General features: G+C 73.9%; 21 protein-coding genes. 6 read left to right on the top strand and 15 right to left on the bottom strand.

Annotated elements, in window-relative coordinates; all coding sequences use genetic code 11:
• Positions 1–34: 34 nt before the first annotated feature.
• The 9 genes from ABZ783_RS01875 to rsmD all read right to left on the bottom strand — a co-directional run bounded on the left by ABZ783_RS01875 (position 35) and on the right by rsmD (position 7,807).
• The gene (locus ABZ783_RS01875) at positions 35–2,254 is read right to left on the bottom strand and encodes an MMPL family transporter (protein ID WP_357433748.1); all 2,220 of its coding nucleotides are present in this window, start codon (positions 2,252–2,254) and stop codon (positions 35–37) included.
• A gap of 234 nt (positions 2,255–2,488) precedes the next feature.
• Complete coding sequence (gene mutM, locus ABZ783_RS01880; protein ID WP_357433750.1) at positions 2,489–3,346, bottom strand: bifunctional DNA-formamidopyrimidine glycosylase/DNA-(apurinic or apyrimidinic site) lyase; 858 nt, start codon at positions 3,344–3,346, stop codon at positions 2,489–2,491.
• Positions 3,339–4,154 (bottom strand): ribonuclease III, encoded by an 816-nt coding sequence (gene rnc / locus ABZ783_RS01885; protein WP_357433752.1) that lies wholly within the window; start codon positions 4,152–4,154, stop codon positions 3,339–3,341. The genes mutM and rnc overlap by 8 nt, the downstream gene beginning before the upstream one ends.
• Complete coding sequence (locus tag ABZ783_RS01890; RefSeq protein ID WP_357434295.1) at positions 4,151–5,110, bottom strand: phosphate acyltransferase PlsX; 960 nt, start codon at positions 5,108–5,110, stop codon at positions 4,151–4,153. Before ABZ783_RS01890 ends, rnc begins: the two co-directional genes overlap by 4 nt.
• Before the next feature lie 132 nt (positions 5,111–5,242).
• Positions 5,243–5,416: a 50S ribosomal protein L32 gene (rpmF, locus tag ABZ783_RS01895; protein WP_073832497.1), complete on the bottom strand. Its 174-nt coding sequence runs from the start codon at positions 5,414–5,416 to the stop codon at positions 5,243–5,245.
• A gap of 5 nt (positions 5,417–5,421) precedes the next feature.
• Positions 5,422–5,985, bottom strand: coding sequence for a YceD family protein (locus ABZ783_RS01900; RefSeq protein ID WP_357433754.1), 564 nt, complete (start codon positions 5,983–5,985; stop codon positions 5,422–5,424).
• Between the two features lie 118 nt (positions 5,986–6,103).
• Entirely contained in the window at positions 6,104–6,601 is a 498-nt protein-coding gene (locus tag ABZ783_RS01905) for a hypothetical protein (protein WP_073832495.1), read from the bottom strand.
• Positions 6,602–6,758: 157 nt separating this feature from the next.
• Positions 6,759–7,247 carry a pantetheine-phosphate adenylyltransferase gene (coaD, locus tag ABZ783_RS01910; protein WP_073832494.1) on the bottom strand — a complete coding sequence of 163 codons (489 nt, stop codon included), beginning with the start codon at positions 7,245–7,247 and terminating at the stop codon, positions 6,759–6,761.
• Positions 7,244–7,807, bottom strand: a complete 564-nt coding sequence (rsmD, locus tag ABZ783_RS01915; RefSeq protein ID WP_357434296.1) for a 16S rRNA (guanine(966)-N(2))-methyltransferase RsmD — start codon at positions 7,805–7,807, stop codon at positions 7,244–7,246. Before rsmD ends, coaD begins: the two co-directional genes overlap by 4 nt.
• 243 nt (positions 7,808–8,050) lie before the next feature.
• Between rsmD and ABZ783_RS01920 the strand changes: the two genes are divergently transcribed.
• Positions 8,051–8,977 carry a cell wall anchor protein gene (locus tag ABZ783_RS01920; protein WP_357433757.1) on the top strand — a complete coding sequence of 309 codons (927 nt, stop codon included), beginning with the start codon at positions 8,051–8,053 and terminating at the stop codon, positions 8,975–8,977.
• A 66-nt stretch (positions 8,978–9,043) separates the two neighbouring features.
• On the opposite strand, the gene ABZ783_RS01925 is transcribed toward ABZ783_RS01920, so the two are convergent.
• Genes ABZ783_RS01925 through ABZ783_RS01935 form a run of 3 tightly spaced genes read right to left on the bottom strand, consistent with a single transcriptional unit; the run spans position 9,044 to position 13,818 of the window.
• Complete coding sequence (locus tag ABZ783_RS01925) at positions 9,044–9,976, bottom strand: serine hydrolase domain-containing protein (RefSeq protein ID WP_357433759.1); 933 nt, start codon at positions 9,974–9,976, stop codon at positions 9,044–9,046.
• A gap of 36 nt (positions 9,977–10,012) precedes the next feature.
• Positions 10,013–12,214, bottom strand: a complete 2,202-nt coding sequence (recG, locus tag ABZ783_RS01930) for an ATP-dependent DNA helicase RecG (protein WP_357433761.1) — start codon at positions 12,212–12,214, stop codon at positions 10,013–10,015.
• Positions 12,211–13,818 carry a DAK2 domain-containing protein gene (locus ABZ783_RS01935; RefSeq protein WP_357433763.1) on the bottom strand — a complete coding sequence of 536 codons (1,608 nt, stop codon included), beginning with the start codon at positions 13,816–13,818 and terminating at the stop codon, positions 12,211–12,213. The genes recG and ABZ783_RS01935 overlap by 4 nt, the downstream gene beginning before the upstream one ends.
• Before the next feature lie 198 nt (positions 13,819–14,016).
• On the opposite strand from ABZ783_RS01935, the gene rpmB reads away from it, so the two are divergent.
• Both rpmB and ABZ783_RS01945 read left to right on the top strand, forming a co-directional pair.
• Positions 14,017–14,208, top strand: a complete 192-nt coding sequence (rpmB, locus tag ABZ783_RS01940; protein WP_073832489.1) for a 50S ribosomal protein L28 — start codon at positions 14,017–14,019, stop codon at positions 14,206–14,208.
• 205 nt (positions 14,209–14,413) lie between these two features.
• The gene (locus tag ABZ783_RS01945; RefSeq protein ID WP_357433766.1) at positions 14,414–15,667 is read left to right on the top strand and encodes an ATP-grasp domain-containing protein; all 1,254 of its coding nucleotides are present in this window, start codon (positions 14,414–14,416) and stop codon (positions 15,665–15,667) included.
• A 130-nt stretch (positions 15,668–15,797) separates the two neighbouring features.
• Here the strand turns inward: ABZ783_RS01945 and ABZ783_RS01950 are convergent, their stop codons facing one another.
• A complete protein-coding gene (locus ABZ783_RS01950; RefSeq protein ID WP_357433768.1) occupies positions 15,798–16,265 on the bottom strand; it encodes a GNAT family N-acetyltransferase in 468 nt (155 codons plus the stop codon).
• A gap of 62 nt (positions 16,266–16,327) precedes the next feature.
• Positions 16,328–17,275, bottom strand: coding sequence for a thiamine-phosphate kinase (locus ABZ783_RS01955; protein ID WP_357433771.1), 948 nt, complete (start codon positions 17,273–17,275; stop codon positions 16,328–16,330).
• Between the two features lie 154 nt (positions 17,276–17,429).
• Between ABZ783_RS01955 and ABZ783_RS01960 the strand changes: the two genes are divergently transcribed.
• Together ABZ783_RS01960 and ABZ783_RS01965 are read left to right on the top strand one after the other, a co-directional pair.
• On the top strand, positions 17,430–17,663 hold the full coding sequence (locus ABZ783_RS01960; protein WP_073832485.1) for an Lrp/AsnC ligand binding domain-containing protein: 234 nt from the start codon (positions 17,430–17,432) through the stop codon (positions 17,661–17,663).
• 9 nt (positions 17,664–17,672) lie between these two features.
• The gene (locus ABZ783_RS01965) at positions 17,673–18,290 is read left to right on the top strand and encodes a DUF3515 family protein (protein ID WP_357434297.1); all 618 of its coding nucleotides are present in this window, start codon (positions 17,673–17,675) and stop codon (positions 18,288–18,290) included.
• 104 nt (positions 18,291–18,394) lie between these two features.
• On the opposite strand, the gene ABZ783_RS01970 is transcribed toward ABZ783_RS01965, so the two are convergent.
• A complete protein-coding gene (locus ABZ783_RS01970; protein ID WP_357433773.1) occupies positions 18,395–19,495 on the bottom strand; it encodes a D-alanine--D-alanine ligase family protein in 1,101 nt (366 codons plus the stop codon).
• 255 nt (positions 19,496–19,750) lie between these two features.
• Here ABZ783_RS01970 and ABZ783_RS01975 point away from each other — a divergent pair, with 255 nt between their 5' ends.
• On the top strand, positions 19,751–21,076 hold the full coding sequence (locus tag ABZ783_RS01975; RefSeq protein WP_357433775.1) for an ATP-binding protein: 1,326 nt from the start codon (positions 19,751–19,753) through the stop codon (positions 21,074–21,076).
• The last annotated feature ends 17 nt before the right edge of the window (positions 21,077–21,093 follow it).

A 21,093-nucleotide genomic window follows, 5' to 3' on the forward strand; every position in this document is an offset into this window, starting at 1 on the left:
CGGATGCGGCCCGCCCCTCCGCCGGTGGCGTGGGTCAGCGGGCGCCGACCAGTTCCGGGGTGGGGGTGGGCGGATCGGCGGGCGGGGTGGCCGGCCGGGCGCGCAGGAAGCGCGGGGCCCACCAGTTCGCGTCGCCCAGCAGGGTCATCAGCGACGGCAGCACCACCGCCCGGATGATCGTGGCGTCCAGCAGGATCGCCGCGGCCAGCCCGATGCCGAGCTGCTTCATGTCGATGGTGCTCAACGTCGCGAAGATCGAGAAGACCCCGACCATGACGATCGCCGCGCTGGTCACCACGCCCGCCGACGAGGTGATCCCGTAAGCCACCGCGTCGCGGTTCGGCAGGCCGTCCCGGACGCCCTCACGGATCCGGCTGACCACGAAGACGTGGTAGTCCATGGAGAGCCCGAAGAGCACCACGAACAGGAACAGCGGCAGCCAGGTGACGATCGCGTCCATCGAGGTGAAGCCGAGCAGCCCCTCCGCCCAACTGCCCTGGAAGACCAGCACCAGCAGGCCGTACGCGGCGCCGGCGGAGAGCAGGTTCAGCAGGATCGAGGTGAGCGCGACCACCACCGACCGGAAGGTCCAGGCCATCACCAGGAAGGTCAACGCCAGCACGAAGGCGGCCACGATCGGCAGCTTCTCCCGGATGTGCTGCGCGTAGTCCTCGTTGGCGGCCACCGCGCCGCCGACCGCGTACTCGATGCCGGGGATGCCGCGCAGCGCGGCCGGGACCAGGTCCTCGCGCAGCTCGTGCAGCGAGCGCGTGGCCTCGTCGGTGCGGCTGCCGTACGGGGTGGCCACCTCCAGCACCGACACCCGGCGGTCGGCCGACACCTTGATCTTCGGGCCGTCCCCCTCGGCCGGCGCGAAGAGCGGATCGGCGACGGCCCGCCCGGCCAGGTCGGTCAGTGCGGCGTGCACCCGATCGGCCTGCTCGGCCGGCGCCCGCACCGCCACCGTGTGGCTGGTGCCGTTGCTCGGGAAGGCGGCGGTGAGCCGGTCGTACGCCTGCATGGCGGGCGTGCTGCGCGGCACGTCCTCCATGCCGGGAAACTTCAATTGCATGCCCAGCGCCGGGGCGGCCAGGGCGAGCAGCAGCCCGACCGAGACGATCAGGGTGGTCCGCGGGGCCCGCAGCGCGGGCTTCAGCACGGCCGGCCAGAACCGGGGCCGGGCCGGCTGGCCGTGCCGGCCGGTACGCGGGGCGGTGAGCCGCCACAGCAGCGGCACCCGGGGCCGGTCGACCCAGCGGCCGAGCTTGGCCAGCAGCGCTGGCAGCACGGTCAGCGAGCCGAGCACCGCGACCGCGACCACCAGGATCGAGCCGACGGCGAGCGACGAGAAGATGGCGTCCTGGGCGAGCAGCAGCCCGGCCATGGAGATGATCACGGCGGTGCCGGAGACCACCACGGCGTGCCCGGAGGTCTCCGCCGCGACCTCCACCGCGTCGAGTCGGGACCGCCCCTTCGCCCGTTCCTCGCGTTCCCGGCGGACGTAGAAGAGCGAGTAGTCGACGCCGACCGCCATGCCGATCAGCAGGATCACGCTGGCCGTGGTGTCGTTGGCCGGCACCAGGTGCGAGGCCAGCGTGGAGAGCCCCATGGCCGCGGCCACCGAGGAGAGCGCGAGCAGCACCGGCACGCCGGCCGCGATCAGCGCGCCGAACGCGATGATCAGGATGGCCAGGGTGACCGGCAGGCTGAGCAGCTCGGCCCGCTTGAAGTCCTTGCCCAGGGTGTCGTCGAGCGCCTTGTTGATCGAAGGCCCCCCGACCTCCTCGATCCGCAGCGTCGGGTGCGCCTCCTGCACCTTGGCGGTGGCGTCCCGCAGCGGCTGCACCCGGTCGGACGCGGTCTCCGGGTCGCCGGACATGGTGATCGGGAGCAGCAGCGCGCTGCCGTCCCGGGACGGCATCGGCGTACCCACCGAGCCGACCCCGTCGACCTGCCGCAGCCGGGCCGCCGCGTCGTCGGCGGCGGCTTTCGCCGCGGCCTGGTCGAGCGTTCCGGAGCGGGACGTGATCAGCACGTTCTCCGTCGCCGGTTCGTGGAAGCCGCCGCTGTCGACGATCAGCTCGGACCGTCCCACCTCGCCGGTCGCCTGGTCAGCTGCGGTCGCCTCGTTCAGGCCCGCGGCGTTGCCGCCCACGAAGCACACCGCCACGAACACCACCCACAGCGCGATGGCCCGCCACGGGTGCTCCGCACTCCACCGTGCCAATCGCACCGTCACCGGTCGCCTGCCCATACCCGGGTTCCCCCTCCAGACGTCGGCCCCGTGCCGACGGTCTGACGCTAGGGAGCGGGCGACGCCCGGACATCGGGGAACGGCCCCGGCTCGTCCCCCATCCGCCAGAACCCGGCCGGCCGGGCCGCGCGGGCTCAGCCAACCGGACAGAACGGCATTTTCAGGGTACGAGCGGGGGACGCGCCGGAAACCGCCCGGGACGGCACACCGGCGCAACCCCGAGCCGGCTCAGGGTCATCCCCGCAGCGCTCCTCGGGGGCGGGGCTGGCAGCGCGGGCAACTGTACGACGACCGGTTCATGAACGCCTCGCGGCGGATCGGCGCGCCGCACCGCGGGCAGGGCTCCCCCTCCCGGCCGTACGCGTTCAGCGACCGGTCGAAGTAGCCGCTCTCGCCGTTGACGTTGACATACAGCTCGTCGAAGCTGGTGCCGCCCTGCTTGATCGCCTCGCCGAGCACGTCCCGCACGTGCCCGAGCAGCCGGGTGGCCGCCGGACGGGTCAGCGCGTCGGTCGGACGGGCGCCGTGCAGCCTGGCCCGCCACAGCGCCTCGTCGGCGTAGATGTTGCCGACCCCGGAGACCAGGGTCTGGTCGAGCAGCGCCCGCTTCACCTCGGTACGCCGCCGCCGCAGCGCGGCCACGAAGTCGGCGTCGGAGAACTCCGGGTCCATCGGATCCCGGGCGATGTGCGCGATCTCCCCGGGCAGCTCCGCGCCGCCCTCGGACACCGCCAGCCCGCCGAACGTGCGCTGGTCGACGAAGCGCAGCTCCGGGCCGTCGTCGGCGAACCGGAACCGGACCCGCAGGTGCAGTTCGTCGGCCGCCTCGACCGGCTGCAGCAGCAGCTGACCGGACATGCCGAGGTGCCCGACGAGGGCGTCACCGCTGTCCAGCGGCAGCCACAGGTACTTGCCCCGGCGCCGGACGTCGGTGATCGTCCGGCCGGTCAGCACGTCGGCGAAGTGCGCCCCGCCGGGCTGGTGCCGGCGTACGGCCCGGGGGTGGCGCACCTCCACGGAGCTGATCGTCCGGCCGATGACCCACTGGGCCAGCCCCTGCCGGACCGTCTCGACCTCGGGCAGCTCAGGCACGGCCGGCGCCCGCTCCGGCCGCGTCGGCCGCACTGCCGGCGTCATCCGCCGCCCCCGGTGCGCCCTCCGTCGCGCCCAGCGTGGCCTGCTCCTTCTCGGCCTGCTCGGTCAGCATCCGCCAGGCCGACTCGGCGGCCCGCTGCTCGGCCTCCTTCTTGCTGCGTCCCTCGGCGCCGCCGTACCGGTTGCCGGCCACCACCACCCAGGCGGTGAAGGTCTTGAGGTGGTCCGGGCCGGTGCCCTCGATGCGGTATTCGGGAACGCCCAGCCCCAGCGCGGCGGTCAGCTCCTGCAGGCTGGTCTTCCAGTCCAGGGCGGCGCCCCGGCCGGCCGACTCGGCCATCAGCGGGTCGAACAGCCGGTGGATCACGATGGCCGCGGTGTCCAGGCCGTACTGGAGGTAGATCGCGCCGAGCAGCGCCTCCAGGGTGTCGGCCAGGATGCTGGCCTTGTCCCGGCCGCCGGTGGTCTCCTCGCCCTTGCCCAGCAGCAGGTACGCGCCCAGCCCCGCCGGGCCGAGACCGCGCGCCACGTCGGCCAGCGCGCGCATGTTCACCACGCTGGCGCGCAGCTTGGCGAGCTGCCCCTCGGGCAGGTCCGGGTGGTTGTGGAAGAGCGCCGTGGTGATCACCACGCCGAGGACCGAGTCGCCGAGGAACTCGAGCCGTTCGTTGGTGGGCAGCCCACCGTTCTCGTACGCGTAGGAGCGGTGGGTCAGGGCGCGCTCCAGCAGCTCCGGGTCGAGCGACACCCCGAAGGCCGCCTCCAGGTGGCCGACGGGAGCCCGCCGCCGCTTGTCGTTGGTCATGGTGCTACCTCGGTGTCGGTTCGGTCAGGTGCGAGATCGTGCGGCACGCCGTCGAGCAGGGCAGCCACGGTGTCGGTGGCGCCCCGCCGCCACAGGTGGGCCGCCAGGGCGATGCCGGAGGCGACGTCGTCGGGCCGGGCCGCGCCGTGGCAGACGACCACCGTACCGGCCACGCCGAGCAGGGCCGCCGCACGTGGCGCGCCGCCGCTCGCCGGGGGTCCGCCGGCCATCGCGTACGCGCCCTCGATCGCCTTGAGCAGCACGTTGCCGGTGAACCCGTCGGTGACCACGACGTCGGCGCGCGCGCCGAGGGAGACGTCGTACCCCTCGACGAGGCCGACGTAGCGGGCGCCGCACGGCAGGGGCACGGCGGCGAGGGCGGGATCGGCGGCACGGCGCAGCCGGTCACCCTTACCCGCCTCGGTGCCGACGGAGAGCAGCCCGACGCGGGGCGCGGCGACGGCGTGCGCCACGGCGGCGTACGCGGCGCCGAGCACGGCGTGCCGGGCGAGGGTGGCGGGACCGGGTTCCAGCGTGCCGCCGACGTCCAGCAGCACCACCGGTCCGGCGACGGCGGGCAGGGTGGCCACCAGCGCCGGGCGGCGTACCCCGGTCCAGCGGCCGAGGCCGAGCGCGGCGGCGGTGACGGTGGCGCCGGTCGAGCCGGCGGAGACGAGCGCGTCGGCGAACCCGTCGCGGACGGCGTTGACGGCCGCCCGCACGGTGCTCTCGGCGCGGGCGGCGGTGGGATGGTCGGCCATGCCGACGGCGGTCCGCACCGGGCGGACCGTGACGCGGGCGCGCTGCTCGGGGGCGAGCGCGCCGATCAGCCCGTCGGCGACCTCGGTCGGTCCGACGAGCAGCAGGTGCAGGTCAGGGTCGGTGCGTACGGCCCGCAGAGCGCCGTCAACCACGACGGCGGGAGCATCGTCCCCGCCGAGGAGGTCGACGGCGATCCGCGCGGTGCCCGGCTCCGACTGGACGCCGGCCGGGGGCCGGACGGCGGCGGAGGGAGCCGGGGCACCGGGCGTGAGCCAGGGTGCGCGCGCCACCCGACCTGTGGTCGGGGACGTCACTCGGCGTCCAGGTCAGACCTCGAGGACCTGGCGGCCGTTGTAGGTGCCGCAGACGGAGCAGGCGGCGTGCGGCAGCTTCGGCGACTTGCACTGCGGGCAGGCCACGGTCGCGACCGCCGCGGCCTTCCACTGCGCCCGACGGGCCCGGGTGTTGCTGCGCGACATCTTGCGCTTGGGGACGGCCACGGTTGTTACTCCTCTTTACGGGTCAGTTGCGACAGGGCAGCCCAACGCGGGTCGACCTGCTGGTGACTGTGGTCGGCCGGCAGTTCGTCCCAGTGCACCCCGCACTCGGGGCACAGGCCTGGGCAGTCCTCCCGGCAGAGCGGGTTGGTCGGCAGGGTGAGCACCACCGCGTCCCGCAGCGCCGGCTCCAGGTCGATCAGATCGCCCTGCATCCGGCCCACCTCGTCCTCGTCGGTCGTGGTGTCCGTGGTGCTGTTCTCGTACGCGTACAGCTCCTGGATCTTCACGGTCACCGAGTCGTCGATCGCGCGCAGGCAGCGGCCGCACTCGCCCTTGATGGGACCGCTGACGGTCCCGGAGACGAGCACACCCTCCGACACCGACTCCAGCCTCAGATCGAGGTCGAGGTCCGCGCCCGCCGGCACACCGATCAACTCCACGCCGAGGTCCTCCGGTGCCGGCACGACCCGCTTGACCGTACGCAACGCACCAGGCCGACGCGGCAGGTCCCTCGTGTCGAGGACCAGCGGCGACCTGGGGTCGAGTGAAGAAGGCACGTGTTTGGGCATAGTCAGACTCCGGCCGGTGAGAGGCCGACAAAGAAGGTTACCTGGGTGACCGCCGGACCGTCGAACCGGGGCGTCGCCCGCCAGGGTGCCGGCTGTCGGCCGCCGGCCCGGGCATCGCTCAGAAGGGTAGCGGCCGGTCCGCCTCGTCACCGGCGAAGGTGCCGATCTCACGCAGCGCGTGCATCTTGTCCCGGCCGCGCTCGATCGAGGCGAGGGCTCGGGTGAGGAACTGCTCGAAGTTGGCCAGCGCGGTGTCGACGTAGTCGTCCACCTCGTCCCGGAGGCGCTGCGCCTCGGCGCGGGCCTCGGCGATGATCCGGGCGCCCTCGTGCTCGGCCGAGACGGTGATCTCGTTCACCGAGACCAGCCGGGCGTGTTCCGCCTCACCCTCGCTGATGATCCGATCGGCCTCGCGCTTGCCGGCCTCCATGATCTTGTCCCGCTCCTCCAGCAGCGCGGCGGCCCGGCGCAGGTCGGCGGGGAGCTCGGCGCGCAGCTCGTCGAGAGCGGCGATCATCTCGCCCCGGTCGACCATGCAGTTGTTGCGCGACATGGGGACGGAGCGGGCCTGCTCCACCATGGCGATCAGTTCGTCGATGCGATCGAGCGGGTCCACCGGTACCTCACTCCTGTCGTTCGTCGGCCGACCTACATGATGCGGCCTGCGCCCGAATTCGGCGCTGCACACATCATGTCGCGCCCGCTCCACCGCACGCCGATCCACCCCCACCCGGCGCGTCGCGCGCCGCCGGGGGTCTGCCGCGAGGCCAGGGTCAGGGCCGGGCCTGCGGGGCGAGGCGGGCCACCAACTGCTCGCGGACCACGTCGGGGACGTGCGCCGAGATGTCCCCGCCCCACTTGGCCACGTCCTTGACCAGGCTGGAGGAGAGGAAGGAGTAGAGCGGGTTGGTCGGCATGAAGAGGGTCTCCACGCCGGCCAGGCCGATGTTCATCTGGGCCATCTGGAGCTCGTAGTCGAAGTCGCTGACCGCGCGCAGGCCCTTGATCAGCACGCTGGCCTGCTGGGCCCGGCAGAAGTCGACCAGCAGCCCGCGGAACGACTCGACCCGCACGTTGTCGTACGAGGCGGTCACCTGGCGGAGCATGTCGATCCGCTCCTCGACGGTGAACAGCCCCTGCTTCGACTGGTTGACCAGCACGCCGACGATCACCTCGTCGAAGAGCCGGCTGGCCCGGCCGATGATGTCGAGGTGTCCGTTGGTGACCGGATCGAACGAGCCGGGACAGACCGCACGTCTCATGATCGGCGACCGTACCAAAGGGTGGTCTCGCCGTAGCGGCGACTGCGCTCGGGCGTGATGCCTTCCACCCAGGTGACCGGCCCGGTGCGGCTGGCCCGCTCCACGATCACCAGGGCGTCCGGGGCCAGCCAGCCGCCGTCGACCAGCGCGGCCAGCAGCGCGGTGATCTCCTCGTCGGAAACGGCGTACGGCGGGTCGGCGAAGACCACGTCGTACGGCCCGCCGTCGGGCCCGGCGGCGAGCACCCCGGCCACCTTGCCGGTGACCAGGCGAGCGGCCGGGGCGGCCCGCAGCACGGCGATGTTCTCCCGGATCACCCGGGCCGCCCGGGCGTCGGACTCCACCAGCAGCACGTGCTCCGCACCCCGGGACAGCGCCTCCAGGCCGACCGCGCCGGAACCGGCGTACAGGTCGGCGAAGCGTGCGCCGTCCAGATCCAGTTCGGCCTGCACCGCGCTGAACAGCGCCTCCCGGACCCGGTCGGAGGTCGGCCGCGTGCCGGCGCCGGGTGGCGCGGCGATCCGCCGGCCGCCGAGCGTCCCGGCCACGATCCGGGTCACCGTCTGCTCCCGCACATGCCCCAGACGCTACGCGACGCCGGCCCGGGCGACCCGATCCCTACCAGAGGGCGGCCGGGTGGACACTCGCCGTACATTAAGGATCTCGAATTCATAACGAGCGTCTATGAGGCGTCGATCCATGTAACGCCCGACCTGTCGTTGTCGCTAGGGTCTGCCCGGTTGTCGGGCGTGAGGCTCCGGTCCGCCCGGCACACTCCGATTTTCCCCTCATCAGGAGTAGACGTGAACCGTCTGAACCTCCGGCGTGCCCTGGCGGTCACCGCCGGCGCGCTGATCGGCCTGGCCGGTGTGGCCACCATCGCCGGCCCGGCCATGGCCCACCACCCCGAGCCCTCCGGCACCTACTGCGCAGCCCAGGACGGCAAGGTCACCGTCAACTGGTCGGTCGGCAACAGCGAGACCGACATCGCCGGCACCATCACCAAGCTCGAGTCCACCGTGCCGGGTGACGTCACGGGCGACTTGGCCGTCGAGGCGACCCTGCCCAAGAAGGGCGAGGGCACGCTGACCGGCACCCAGACCCACACCTTCACCGGTGAGCTGCCCGAGCTGAAGCTGACCGTGGAGGCACGGTGGGAGCGCGGCGACCGGATCATCACCGAGGCGCGCAGCGTCGTCGCGCAGCCCGCCGGTGACTGCGCCCCGGCCGAGCCGCCGAGCACGCCGGCCTCGCCGGAGCCGAGCGCCAGCCCGGAGTCGCCGGCGTCGCCGGAGCCCACCCCGTCGGCCACCAGCCCGGCGGCCACTCCCTCCGCCCCGGTCGAGCCGGAGGAGCCGGTGTTCCGGCTCGAGGAGACCTGCGACACGATGACCTTCATCGTGGAGAACCCGGCGAAGGGCACCCCCTTCACCGCCACGTTGACCACGGAGAAGGGCGTCACCAAAAAGCTGGTCTCTGAGCCGGGCAAGACCACCTCGGTCAGCTTCGACGCGTACAAGGGCCTCAAGATCACCGTCAAGTACGACGTGGTCGAGGACACCGAGACCGTCGACTACACCCAGCCGAAGGACTGCGCGGGCCAGGGTGGCGGCCTGCCGGTCACCGGTCCGGCGGCCGGCGCGATCGCGGGTGGCGCGGCCGTGCTGCTCGCCGCCGGCGCGGTGCTGTTCGTGATGGCCCGCCGTCGTCGGGTCCGCTTCACCGCCTGATCCCGTTCGGATCTCCCGAGGGCGCGTCGACCACCCGGTCGGCGCGCCCTCGCCGGTTGCCGCCCGTCAGCGGGCGGCGAGGAGCCCGCCGAGCAGGACGGGATCGACCTCGGCCTGGTTAGCCAGCACCACCAGCCGTCGGTCCGAGTCGGGCAGCCAGGCGGCGAACGCCTTGAAGCCCGCATTATCCCCCGAGTGGTGCACCGCCCGCTCCCCGGCCAGCGGCCCGAGGAAGCAGCCGTAGCCGTACGCCTCACCGCCCCGGGTGGCCGCCGCGTGCGGGGTGGTCATCAGCGCCACCGAGGCGGGGGTGAGCAGCCGCCCCCGACGTGGCACGTCGAGCCAGGCGAGCAGGTCGTCGCCGGTGCACCAGACGTCCCCGGCACCCATGCTCACCGTGGCCAGATCCCAGGACGGCACCGGCCGACCGCCCTCGTGTCCGACCGCCACGTCGACGCGGCCCGCTGGGGCGCCGGCGAAGCTGCCGGTCATGCCGAGCGGCCCGAAGACCTCCTCGGCGAGGAACGCGGCGTAGGGCCGGCCGGACGCCCGCTCGACGGCGCGGGCCAGCAGGACGTACCCCGGGCTGCTGTAGTGCCAACCGGCGCCGGGGGCGAACAGCGGCGGCACGCCGGCGAAGACGGCCAGCAACTCGTCCGGCTCGACCGGACGGCCCAGGTCGATCATCGGGTACTCCGGCCAGTGGCCCAGGCCGGAGGTGTGGGTGAGCAGGTGGTGCAGGCTGATCCCGGACCAGTACGGCGGTGGGTGCGGCAGCCAGCGGCTCACCGGATCGGCCAGGCCGAGGGCGCCCCGCTCGGCGAGGAGCAACACCGCCGCCGCGGCCATCTGCTTGCTGATCGAGGCGATTTGGAACCGGGTCGCCCGGGTGCAGGGCAGCCCGGCGCTGTCGTCGGCGGAGCCGATCACCCGGTCGATGACCAACTCGTCACCACGGGCCAGCAGGAGCACTCCACGAGGGATGGGCAGGGTCGACATCGACCGATCCTAGGCACGGCCGGCCGATCGGTGGGGTCAGCCCTTCTCCAGGTACTCCGCGCGTTCCTCGTCGACCAGGGCCGCGACCGAGGCGGCCAGGGCCGGGTGCCCGGCCAGCTCCGGATCCTCCTCGACCAGGGCGATCGCCTCGGCCCGGGCGTCCCGGATCAGGTCGGTGTCCCGCAGCAGCGACAGCAGCCGCAGGTGCGAGCGGCGGCCCGACTGGGTGGCGCCCAGCACGTCGCCCTCGCGGCGCTGCTCCAGGTCCAGCTCGGCGAGCTTGAATCCGTCGGTGGTGGAGGCGACCGCGTCCAGCCGCTCCCGGGCCGACGAGCCCTCCATCGCCTCGGTGACCAGCAGGCACAGGCCGGGCGCCGAGCCACGGCCCACCCGGCCACGCAACTGGTGCAGCTGGGAGACGCCGAACCGGTCGGCGTCCAGCACGATCATCACGGTGGCGTTGGGCACGTTGACCCCCACCTCGACCACCGTGGTCGCCACCAGCACGTCCAGGTCGCCGGCGGCGAAGGAGCGCATGACGGCGTCCTTCTCGTCGGCCGGCAGCCGCCCGTGCAGCACGCCGATCCGCAGCCCGTGCAGCGGGCCCTCGGCGAGCAGCGGCGCCACCTCGGTCACCGCGAGGGGCGGGCGGCGGCCGTTGTCGTCCTCGCGGGGCGGTTCCTCCTCCGCGGCCGGTCCTTCCCCGATCCGCGGGCAGACCACGTACGCCTGGTGGCCGGCGGCGACCTCCTCGCGCAGCCGGCGCCAGGCCCGGTCGAGGAACGCCGGCTTCTCGGCGGCCGGCACCACGTGCGAGGCGATCGGCGAACGCCCCTGCGGCAGCTGGGAGAGGGTGGAGATCTCCAGGTCGCCGTAGACGGTCATGGCCACCGTGCGCGGGATCGGGGTGGCGGTCATCACCAGCACATGCGGCGGCTGGTCGGCCTTGGCCCGCAGCGCGTCCCGCTGCTCCACGCCGAACCGGTGCTGCTCGTCCACCACCACGAGACCCAGGTCGTGGAAGTCGACCCCCTCGTAGAGCAGGGCATGGGTGCCGAGCACAATGCCGGCCCGCCCCTCGGCCACCTCGGCGAGCGCCCGCCGCCGGGCCGCCGCGCCGAGCGAGCCGGTGACCAGCTCCACCCGGGTGGCACCATCGGCGGCGCCCAGCTCGCCGGCCCGGGCCAGCGGGCCGAGCAGGTCGAGCATGCCCCGGTAGTGCTGGGCCGCGAGCACCTCGGTCGGGGCGAGCAGCGCGGCCTGCCCGCCGGCGTCGACCACCTGGAGCATGGCCCGCAGCGCGACCACCGTCTTGCCGGAGCCGACCTCGCCCTGGAGCAGCCGGTGCATCGGGTGGGCGGTGGCCAGGTCGGCGGCGATCTCCCGGCCGACGGCCTGCTGGCCGGAGGTCAGCTCGTACGGCAGCCGGGCGTCGAACCCGTCCAGCAGGCCGCCCGGTTTCGCCGGGCGGGCCCGCGCCGGCCAGGCCGCCGCGCGGTGCTTGCGCTGCACCAGGGTGAGCTGCACGGCGAACGCCTCGTCCCACTTGAGCCGGCGCCGGGCCCGGTAGAGCTCCTCCTTGCTGGACGGCCGGTGGATCTCGCGCAGCGCGGTGCCGATGCCGACCAGGTTCCGGCTCGCCCGCACCGTGGCGGGCAGCGGGTCGTCCGGTGCGGTGAACGTGTCCAGCACCACCCGGACGCAGCGGGCGATCACCCAGGTCGGCACCGCCGCCGCGGCCGGGTAGACCGGGATCAGCGCGCCGGCGAACTCCTCGACCTCCTCGTTGGCCGCCGCCTCGCCGTCGCCCCCCTCCCCGAGCAGCACGTACTCCGGGCCGTTGAGCTGCCGCTTGCCCCGGAACTCGGTGACCTTGCCGGCGAAGAGTCCCCAGCGACCGGGGCGCAGGTCCCGCTCCCGCCACGCCTGGTTGCCGAAGAAGGTGAGGGTGAGCACGCCGCCGGAGCCGTCCCCGACGGTCACCTCCAGCAGGTTGCCCCGGCGCTGGCGCATCGGCCGGACCGCGGTGCGCTGCACCTGGGCCAGCACGGTCACCTGCTCCCCCACGTCCAGCGAGCGGATGTCGGTGTGCTCGCCGCGCTCGTCGTAGCGGCGGGGGAAGTGGTAGATCAGGTCGCCGGCGGTGTGCAGGTCGAGGTGACTGGCCAGGGCCTTGGCGGTCTTCTCCCCGACCAGCTTCTTCAGCGGCGTGTCCACCGTGGCCGGTTCGCTCGTCATTCGACCCCCACCAGGAGCGGATAGTGCGGCTGCCCGCCCTCGTACGCCTGCACCTCCACGAACGGCCAGGACCGCTCGACGTGCTCGCGTACCCGGTCGGCCAGTCCGTCCGGGGCGTCCGCCCCGCACAGCAGGGTGACCAGTTCGCCGCCACCGCCGAGCATCCGGTCGACCACCGCGGTGCAGGTGTCGAGCAGCTCGGCGCCGATCAGGTGCACCTCGCCCTCGACCAGCGCCAGCACATCGCCCGGCCGGCACGGCCCGGCGACCGTGAGCGCCTCCTTGCTGGCGTGGCAGACCTCGGCGTAGCGACAGGCGCCGGCCGCCTCGGCCATGGCGATGACGTCGTCCTCGAAGCGGCGGGACGGGTCGCGGACGGCGAGGGCGGCGAGCGCCTGCACCGGGGACCGGGTGGGCACCACGCTCACCTTCACCCCGAGCCGGTGCGCCTCCCGGGCCGCCGTGCTGGCCACCGACTGGGTGTTGGGGTCGTTGGGCAGCACCACCACCCGGGCGGCCCCGGTGGCGCGGATCGCGTCGAGCAGCTCGCCGGCGGACGGGTTGGCCGGCACCACCCTGGCCCCCTCCGCCCCGAACAGCTCGGCGATGCCGGCGCCGGTGGCCACCACCACGGCCGCCCGGCCGTCGGGCAGCGGGGGCGGCGGCGCCTGGTCGGCGAAGCGGGTCACCGTGATCCGGTGCGGGCGACCGGCGACCACGCCCGCCTCGATCGCCGCACCGACGTCGTTGACGTGCACGTGCACGTTCCATGTCCCGCTGGCTGGGCCGGCGTCACCGACGATGACGAGGGAGTCGCCGAGCGCGCCCAGCTCGGCGCGCAGCCGGACGACCGCCTCCTCGGTGGCGTCGAGCAGGTACTGCACCTCGTAGGCGTACACCGGGGAGCCGGTCTCCCGGGCCGCCGTGGCGGGCGGGCGGACCGCGGGCGACGCGGGCGCCGGCGGCCGAAGGTTCTCCCCGGTGACCACCTCGACCAGCGCGTCCAGCAGCAGGCAGAGGCCCCGGCCGCCGGCGTCCACCACGCCGGCGCGGGCCAGCGCGGGCAACTGCTCGGGGGTACGCGCGAGCGCGCCGGCCGCCCCGGCCGCCGCGGCCCGGGTCACCGCGCCCAGGTCGTCGCTGTCCGCCTGCACGGCGGCGCGGGCGGCGGCGGCGACCACGCTGAGCAGGGTGCCCTCGACCGGCTGGGCGACCGCGGCGTACGCGGCGGTGGTGGCCTCGGCCAGCGCGGCGGCGAGCAGCCGGCCGCGGACCGCCGGGGCGGCGGCGAGCGCGTCGGCCAGGCCCCGCAGAATTTGCGACAGGATCACCCCGGAGTTGCCCCGGGCACCGAGCAGCGCGCCCCGGGCCATCAGCCGCAGCGCGTGCCCGTGCGGGGTGTGCCCGTCCTCGGGGAGGGTCTCCAGGTCCATGGCGAGGGCCTGCTGCGCGGAGGTGAGGGTGAGCACCAGGTTGGTGCCGGTGTCCCCGTCCGGGACCGGGTAGACGTTGAGGTCGTCGATCTCACCCTGGTGTCGCTGGAGGGCGGCCAGCCCGCTCGCGCACCAGCGGCGCACCGCGGCGGCGTCGAGGGTGTCCAGCACGTCGGGAAGCCTACTGGCGCGCACCGACACGCGCCGAGGTCGACCGGTTCCCGTCGGCGTGTCCGACCGGCCGGGGCGGCGGTCCGGGCCCGGGCCGGGCCGGTTGGGCGTACCGGCGAGCCATCGGGTAACCTGGCCAGGTTGCCCGGGCAGCGCCTGGCGGCGACCTCATGAACGTTTCAAACTCAGGAGTATCCCGTGGCTAGCGTGTGCGACGTCTGTGGCAAGGGGCCGGGCTTCGGCCACAACGTGTCCCACTCGCACCGGCGGACCAACCGCCGCTGGAACCCGAACATCCAGTCGGTGCGTACCCCGGCCGGTGGCGGCACCACCAAGAAGATGCAGGTCTGCACCTCGTGCATCAAGGCCGGCAAGGTCACCCGCGCCTGACGCGGTAGCGCCACCCAGAACTCGTCGGTAGCCGGCGGACCGGAAGGGTCCGCCGGCTTCTGTCGTGTCCGAAAGCCGCTTCTGTCGTGTCCGAAAGCCGGAGCTGACGGGTGGCCGAACACCTGGCGACCGGGGGTGTGCGGCCCGATTAGGGTCGTGCTGCGCCGGCTGTCCGGTCCGGCGGCGGGGTGGGGAGGAACGACCGGTGGATCTGGACCTGGGTCGCGACGAGATGGTGGTGATCGGCGCGTCGCTCGGCTCACTGCGGTGGTTCGACCAGGAGCTGCCGGCCGGCAGTGTGGTCCTCGTCGAGGAGCCCGACGTGATCCGCCGGCGGGGCCTCGAACGCCTCACCGCCGAGCTGCCCCTCATCTCCCGGCTGGTGCCGGCCGCGTACCAGACTGGCCTCGACGGCGACGCGCTGCTCGCCCGGGAACCCGGCCTGGCCTCCGCCCGGCTCGTCGTGCCCGGCCTGGAGTACGCGGTCGGCGCCACGGCCCGGCTGGCCGAGCGGCTCGGCCTGCCCGGAGCCGGAGTACCGGCGGCCGATGTCTTCACCGACAAGCACCGGATGCGGCTGCTCGCCGACGCCGCCGGCCTGGCCAACCCGGCGTACGAGCTGGTCGACGACCCGGCGCGGGCGGCGGAGTTCGCCCGGCGCCACGGCGACCGGTGCGTGCTCAAGCCCACCCGCCGCTCCGGCAGCCTCGGCGTGCAGCTGATCGCCGACCCGGCGGAGATCGCCGCCGCCTGGGCGGCCAGCGCCACCCCGCAGGCGCCGGTGGAGGCCGCCGCGGGCCTGCCCACCGAGGTGCTGGTCGAGGAGCTGCTCGCCGGCTCGGAGCACAGCGTCGAGCTGCTGGTCACCGACGGCGAGACGATCTTCGCCAACGTCACCGACAAGCGGATCGTCGGCGGTCGGTTCCCGGTGGAGAGTGGCCACACCGTGCCGTCCGCGCTTCCCGAGGCGGAGCATCGGGCGCTGCGCGACGCCGCCGTCCGGCTCGCCGAGGCGGCCGGCTTCCGCAGCGGCATGCTGCACAGCGAGTGGATCCTGGTCGACGGCGTGCCGACGCTGGTGGAGTGCGCGGCACGGATGCCCGGCGACATGATCACCGCACTGGTCTCGATCGCCTACGAGTGCGGCTTCATCGAGGCGTACCTGCGGGTGCTGCGCGGCGAGCGGCCCGCGCTGCCGGCCCGGCCGGCCGGCGCGGCGGCCGTCGAGTTCCTGGTGGCCTCACCTGGGCGGGTCACCGCCGTGGACGGGGTCAAGGCGGCGCTGCGGGTGCCCGGCGTGCTCGACGTGCAGGTCGAGGTCGCCGTCGGAGACACGGTGCCGGAGCTGCTCTCCTCGGCCCAGCGCAGCGGATACCTGCTGGCCTGGGGCGCCGACGCCACCGGGGCGGAGAGCGCCGCCCGCAAGGCCGCCGACCAGATCCACATCACCGTCGGCTGACCCGCCCGTCGTCGGACTCGCGTCCGACGGGCGATGCCGTCAGGTCGGTGATTCGGCGGTAAACCACGCCGGCCAACCCCGCCACATCGCCGACCTGCCGCCCGTACTCAGACTGCGCGGGCAGCGGCCGTCAGAGGGTGCGGCCGAAGGAGAGGCAGCCGGGGGCGTCCTTGTAGAAGCCGAAGTTCGGGATCCGCTCGTAGCCGGCCGAGGTGTACATGGAGATCGCCTCCGGCTGCTTGTCGCCGCACTCCAGGACCATCCGCTTGCGGCCCTGCTCCCGCGCCGACCGCTCGACCGCCGCGAGCACCGACCGGGCGACCCCCCGGCCCCGCGCGGCCGGCGCGGTGTACATCCGCTTCAGCTCGGCCGTCTCGCCATCGTCGCCGTGGCTGCGCCAGCCACCACAGCCCACCGGCTGCCCGTCCAGGTAGGCGATCAGGAAGGCGCCCGCCGGGGGCTCGAACTCGGCGGCGTCGACCGGCGTGTCGTCGCCGCTGCCGCCGTACCGCTGGCCGAGGTCGGCCAGGGCCGCCCGGATCAACGCCTGCGACTCGGATGCGTCGAAGCGCCGGGCCCGGATCTCGATCTCACTCACGGATGAAGGGTACGACCGCGGCCGGCCCCGAACCGGGGCCGGCCGGCGACGTCGGTCGCAGATCACTCCGTACGGCGGAAGTGGTCCCAGCCCGTCGGGCCCTCGTACGCGGCGCCGTCCACGGTCACCCCGGCGCCCTCGGTCACCTGCCCGATCGGCCGCCAGCCCGCCGGGAGCGTCGCCGCCGCGGGGAAGGTCGCCGCCAGGGCGTGGTCCTCGCCGCCGGCCAGGATCCAGGAGTACGGGTCGACCCCGAGCGCCTGGGCCGCGTCGCGCATCTGCCGGGGCACCTCGAACGCGTCCCGGGTCAGGTCGATCGCCACGCCGCTGGCCCGCGCCACGTGCCCCAGGTCGGCGAGCAGCCCGTCCGAGACGTCGATCATGGCGGTGGCGCCGTGCCGGGCGGCCTCCGGGCCGGCCGCGTACGGCACCTCGGGTCGGCGGTACGCCTCGACCAGCAGCCGGGGCGTGCGGAAGCCCCGGGACAGCACGGTGTAGCCGGCCCCTGCCCAGCCGGTGCGCCCGGCGAGCGCCACCACGTCGCCCGGGCGGGCCCCGGAGCGGACCACCGGCGGGCGGTCGCCCAGATCGCCCAGGGCGGTCACGGCGATCGTGATGACGGGGCTGGACGACATGTCGCCGCCGACCACGCCCGCCCCGACCAGGGCCGCCTCGGCGCCCAGCCCGTCGGCCAACTCCTCCGCCCAGCTCGTGTCCAGCTCCGCCGGGATGCAGAGGGCGACCAGCAGTGCGGTCGGAGTGGCGCCCATGGCCGCGATGTCGGCGAGGTTGGCGGCCGCCGCCCGGTGCCCGACGTCGCGGGCCCCGGACCAGTCCCGGCGGAAGTGCCGCCCCTCCACCAGCACGTCGGTGGAGGCCACCACCCGCCGGTCCGGCGCGGCGACCACCGCCGCGTCGTCACCGGGACCGAGCAGGCAGCTCTCCCCCTGCGTCAGCCGGGCGGTCACCCGGTCGATCAGCCCGAATTCCCCGACACCCGCGACCGTCATGCCGTCCCCTCGTCGCGCTCACTCGTCACTCGCTTCGCCCACGCCGTGGCCTCGCTCACCGCGTCCAACCGGCCACCGATACGGATCACGGCTGCTCCGTACGGTAGTTTCACCCTTCGGACCGCCCCAGGCGGCGACAGACGGAGGTCGAGTCGTGGTACAGGCGTACATCCTCATCCAGACCGAGGTCGGGCGGGCGCGTGACGTGGCCGGTCAGATCTCGGACCTTGCCGGCGTGGTGCGTGTCGACGCCGTCACCGGGCCGTACGACGTGGTCGTCCTCACCGAGGCGAACACCGTCGACGAGCTCGGCAAACTCATCGTCAGCAAGGTGCAGATGGTGCCCGGCATCACCCGCACCCTCACGTGTTCGGTGGTGCGCCTGTAAGTGGACAAGATCACTACCTCCCCCGCTGCCGACGAGGCCCGCACGGCCGACGAGGCCCCGCGCCGGGACCGGAGCACCCGCGGCGCCGCACTCTGGGCGACGCTGATCGCGGTGCCGGTGACCGTGGCGGTGGCCGGGTTCACCTTCGCCAAGCTGGCCCCGGACGAGCCGGCCGCCGCACCGCAGCCGTCGGCGACCGCCGTGCGGCCGCAGTCGACCGCCCCGGTCGAGATGCCCGCCCCGGCCCTGGCCGAACGGCCGGCGACGCTGTGCCGGGCCCTGCTGTCGCAGCTCCCGCCGAGCGTGCGCGACCTGAAGCAGCGGCCGGTCACCGCCGGCGCCGAGCAGAACGCCGCGTACGGCGACCCAGCGCTGACCGTGGCCTGCGGCGGCACCCCGCCGGTGATCCAGCCCACCGACGAGGTGTGGCGGGTCAACAAGGTCTGCTGGTACGCCGCGCAGGAAGCCGACGGCAGCGTGCTGACCACCGTCGACCGGGAGACCCCCGTCCGGGTCCGGCTGCCCAAGCAGTACGAGCAGCCGCTGCAGTGGGTCGCCCCGATCTCCGACGCCATCGTCGCGGCGGTCCCCTCGGCCAAGACCGTGCCGTCCGGCTGCTCCGGCTGATGTCGCGCCCCTGGGTGGGCGCAGATTCACGGAAAGAGTGGCCTTCCGCGCCGGAACGGCCACTCTTTGCGTGAATCAGGCCGGATCTTGAGCCGCGTGACGGGTCAGCGGCCGGCGCGGCGGAGGGCGGTGCGGATGAGGCGGTTGACCAGCTTCGGATACTCCAGACCGCTGGCCGCCCACATGCGCGGGAACATCGAGGTCGGGGTGAAACCGGGCATGGTGTTGATCTCGTTGAGATAGACGTCCAGCTCCGGTGTGACGAAGAAGTCGACCCGGGCCAGCCCGGAGCAGTCCAGCGCGGTGAACGCGCGGGTGGCGTACTCCTGCACCCGGCGGGCGACCGGCTCGGGCAGATTCGCCGGGACGTCGTACTCGCAGACCTCGTCGGCGTAGATGTACTTCGCCTCGAAGTCGTACCAGTCACGGCCGCCGATCATCCGCACCTCGGCCAGCACCGACGCCTCGGGGGCACCGCCGGCCTCCCCCTCCAGCACGCCGCACTCGATCTCGCGGCCGACGATCGCGCCCTCGACCAGCACCTTGGTGTCGATCTCGCGGGCGGTGGCGACCGCCGCGTCGAGCTGGGACCAGTCGTCGACCTTGGTGATGCCGAAGGAGGAACCGGCCCGGGACGGCTTGACGAAGACCGGCAGGCCGAGGCGCTCCTTGTCCTCCTCAGTCATTGTCATCCCGTTGCGCAGCACCACGTACGGGCCGACCGGGATGCCCTCGGCGACGCAGAGCTTCTTGGTGAACTCCTTGTCCATGGCCGCCGCGGAGGCGAACACGTTCGCCCCGACGTACGGGATGCCGGCCATCTCCAGCATCCCCTGGATGGTGCCGTCCTCGCCGTACGCGCCGTGCAGCACCGGGAAGACCACGTCCACGTCGGCCAGCGCCCGGGGGCCCTGCGTCGGGTCGAGCACCATCAGGCCACCCGCCGCCGGGTCGGCGCGCAGCACCAGTTCCGCGCCGGAGCCGGCAGTGATCTCCGGCAGCTTGCGATCCTGGATGGCCAGTTGGCCCGGATCGCCGCTGGCCAGCACCCACTGGCCCTGCCGGGTGATACCGACCGGGACCACCTCGAACTCATCCGGGTCCAGCGCGGCCAGCACGCTGCCCGCGCTGACGCAGGAGATGCCGTGCTCGGGGCTGCGGCCGCCGAAGACGATCGCCACACGGGTCTTGCCTGGGGTGGTCACTCCGGTCACCTCTTCGTTCGCGACTGCGGCTGGCCGTGCTCGCCGGTGGCGCTCACCCGGTTGACCCTACTGTGCGTGGCGAGCCCGGGCAGCCGATACCCGAGGAGACGGCACCTCGCCGCGCAACCGGTCAACGATCGATAACAGGGAGTAATCGGGCGACCGTCGCAGTCGAACGGCCGCCGCACCGCCGGTGGCGATGCGGCCCGAGAGGGTGAGCGGATCGGGGAGGCAGCGCACTAGGCTGCTCGTCCTGTGAGCTCCGATGCCCTCATCGACAGCCTGCTGGCCGCCCTCGACGCCCGGCCCGACGACCTGCCGCTGCGCCTGCACTTGGCCGGCCTGCTGTTGGACGACGGCCGGGGCGCCGAGGCCATCGCGCACATCGGGCAGGCGCTCGCCCGGGATCCGGCCAACGCGCAGGCCCAGGCCCTGATGCAGCGGGCACTCGGCGCGCCCGTACCTCCGGCGCAGCGCGCGGCGCCCACCGCCTCGCCGGAGCACGACCGCCCGGCGCCGCCCGCCCCCGCCGGCCCGTCCGGGGACGACCGCCCGACGCCGCCGGCGCAGCGCCCGGCGACCGCCGGTCCGTCGGGGGACGACCCGCTGGCCGCGTACGAGCAGGAGTTGGCCGACGTCGTGCCGCCGCGCTTCGCCCGGGCCGGCGACGAGCCGGAGCCGGTCCGCGGCGAGGCCGACCGGGTGTACGACGTGGAGTCCTCCTCGGTCCGGCTGGCCGACGTGGGCGGCATGTCGGCCGTGAAGGAGCGGCTGGAGCTGGCCTTCCTCGGCCCGCTGCGCAACCCGGAGCTGCGCCGGATGTACGGCAAGAGCCTGCGCGGCGGCCTGATGCTCTACGGGCCGCCCGGCTGCGGCAAGACCTTCCTGGCCCGGGCGGTGGCCGGGGAGATGGGCGCGAAGTTCCTGTCGCTGTCCATCGTGGACGTGCTGGACATGTGGATCGGCAACTCGGAGCGGAACCTGCACCAGCTGTTCGAGGCGGCCCGGCGCGATGCCCCCTGCGTGCTCTTCCTCGACGAGATCGACGCCCTGGGCCACAAGCGGTCGCAGGTCTCGTCGAGTTCGATGCGCACGCTGGGCAACCAGCTCCTGGCCGAGCTGGACGGCATGGAGGGCGACAACGAGGGCGTCTTCGTGCTGGCGGCCACGAACACCCCGTGGGACGTCGATCCGGCGCTGCGCCGGCCGGGCCGGCTGGACCGGGTGGTGCTGGTGCTGCCGCCGGACGCCGAGGCCCGTGCGGCGATCCTGGAGTACCACCTGCGCAAGCGGCCGATCGCCAACATCGACCTGCACCGGGTGGTCGCGGCGACCGAGGACTTCTCCGGCGCCGACCTGGCCCACCTCTGCGAGAGCGCCGCCGAGTTCGCGATGGCCGACTCGGTACGCACCGGCCAGGTCCGGATGATCGAGCAGCGAGACCTGGAGCGGGCGCTGAAGGAGGTCCGCCCGTCCACCCGGCCGTGGCTGTCCACCGCCCGCAACGTCGCCATGTTCGCCAACGAGGGCGGCGTCTACGACGACCTGGTCGCGTACCTGAAGCGGCGCAAGCTGTTGTGAGGCCGGGTGGCCGGGGG

It is taken from the genome of Micromonospora sp. NPDC047738 (assembly GCF_040642675.1).
Classification (GTDB): domain Bacteria; phylum Actinomycetota; class Actinomycetes; order Mycobacteriales; family Micromonosporaceae; genus Micromonospora.

What these genes read in the sequence shown, in the direction of transcription:
- ABZ783_RS01875 (WP_357433748.1), bottom strand. Translation starts at nt 2,254, where the DNA reads ATGGGCAGGCGACCGGTGACGGTGCGATTGGCACGGTGGAGTGCGGAG.
- rnc (WP_357433752.1), bottom strand. Translation starts at nt 4,154, where the DNA reads ATGACCAACGACAAGCGGCGGCGGGCTCCCGTCGGCCACCTGGAGGCG.
- ABZ783_RS01900 (WP_357433754.1), bottom strand. Translation starts at nt 5,985, where the DNA reads ATGCCCAAACACGTGCCTTCTTCACTCGACCCCAGGTCGCCGCTGGTC.
- coaD (WP_073832494.1), bottom strand. Translation starts at nt 7,247, where the DNA reads ATGAGACGTGCGGTCTGTCCCGGCTCGTTCGATCCGGTCACCAACGGA.
- ABZ783_RS01925 (WP_357433759.1), bottom strand. Translation starts at nt 9,976, where the DNA reads ATGTCGACCCTGCCCATCCCTCGTGGAGTGCTCCTGCTGGCCCGTGGT.
- recG (WP_357433761.1), bottom strand. Translation starts at nt 12,214, where the DNA reads ATGACGAGCGAACCGGCCACGGTGGACACGCCGCTGAAGAAGCTGGTC.
- ABZ783_RS01955 (WP_357433771.1), bottom strand. Translation starts at nt 17,275, where the DNA reads ATGACGGTCGCGGGTGTCGGGGAATTCGGGCTGATCGACCGGGTGACC.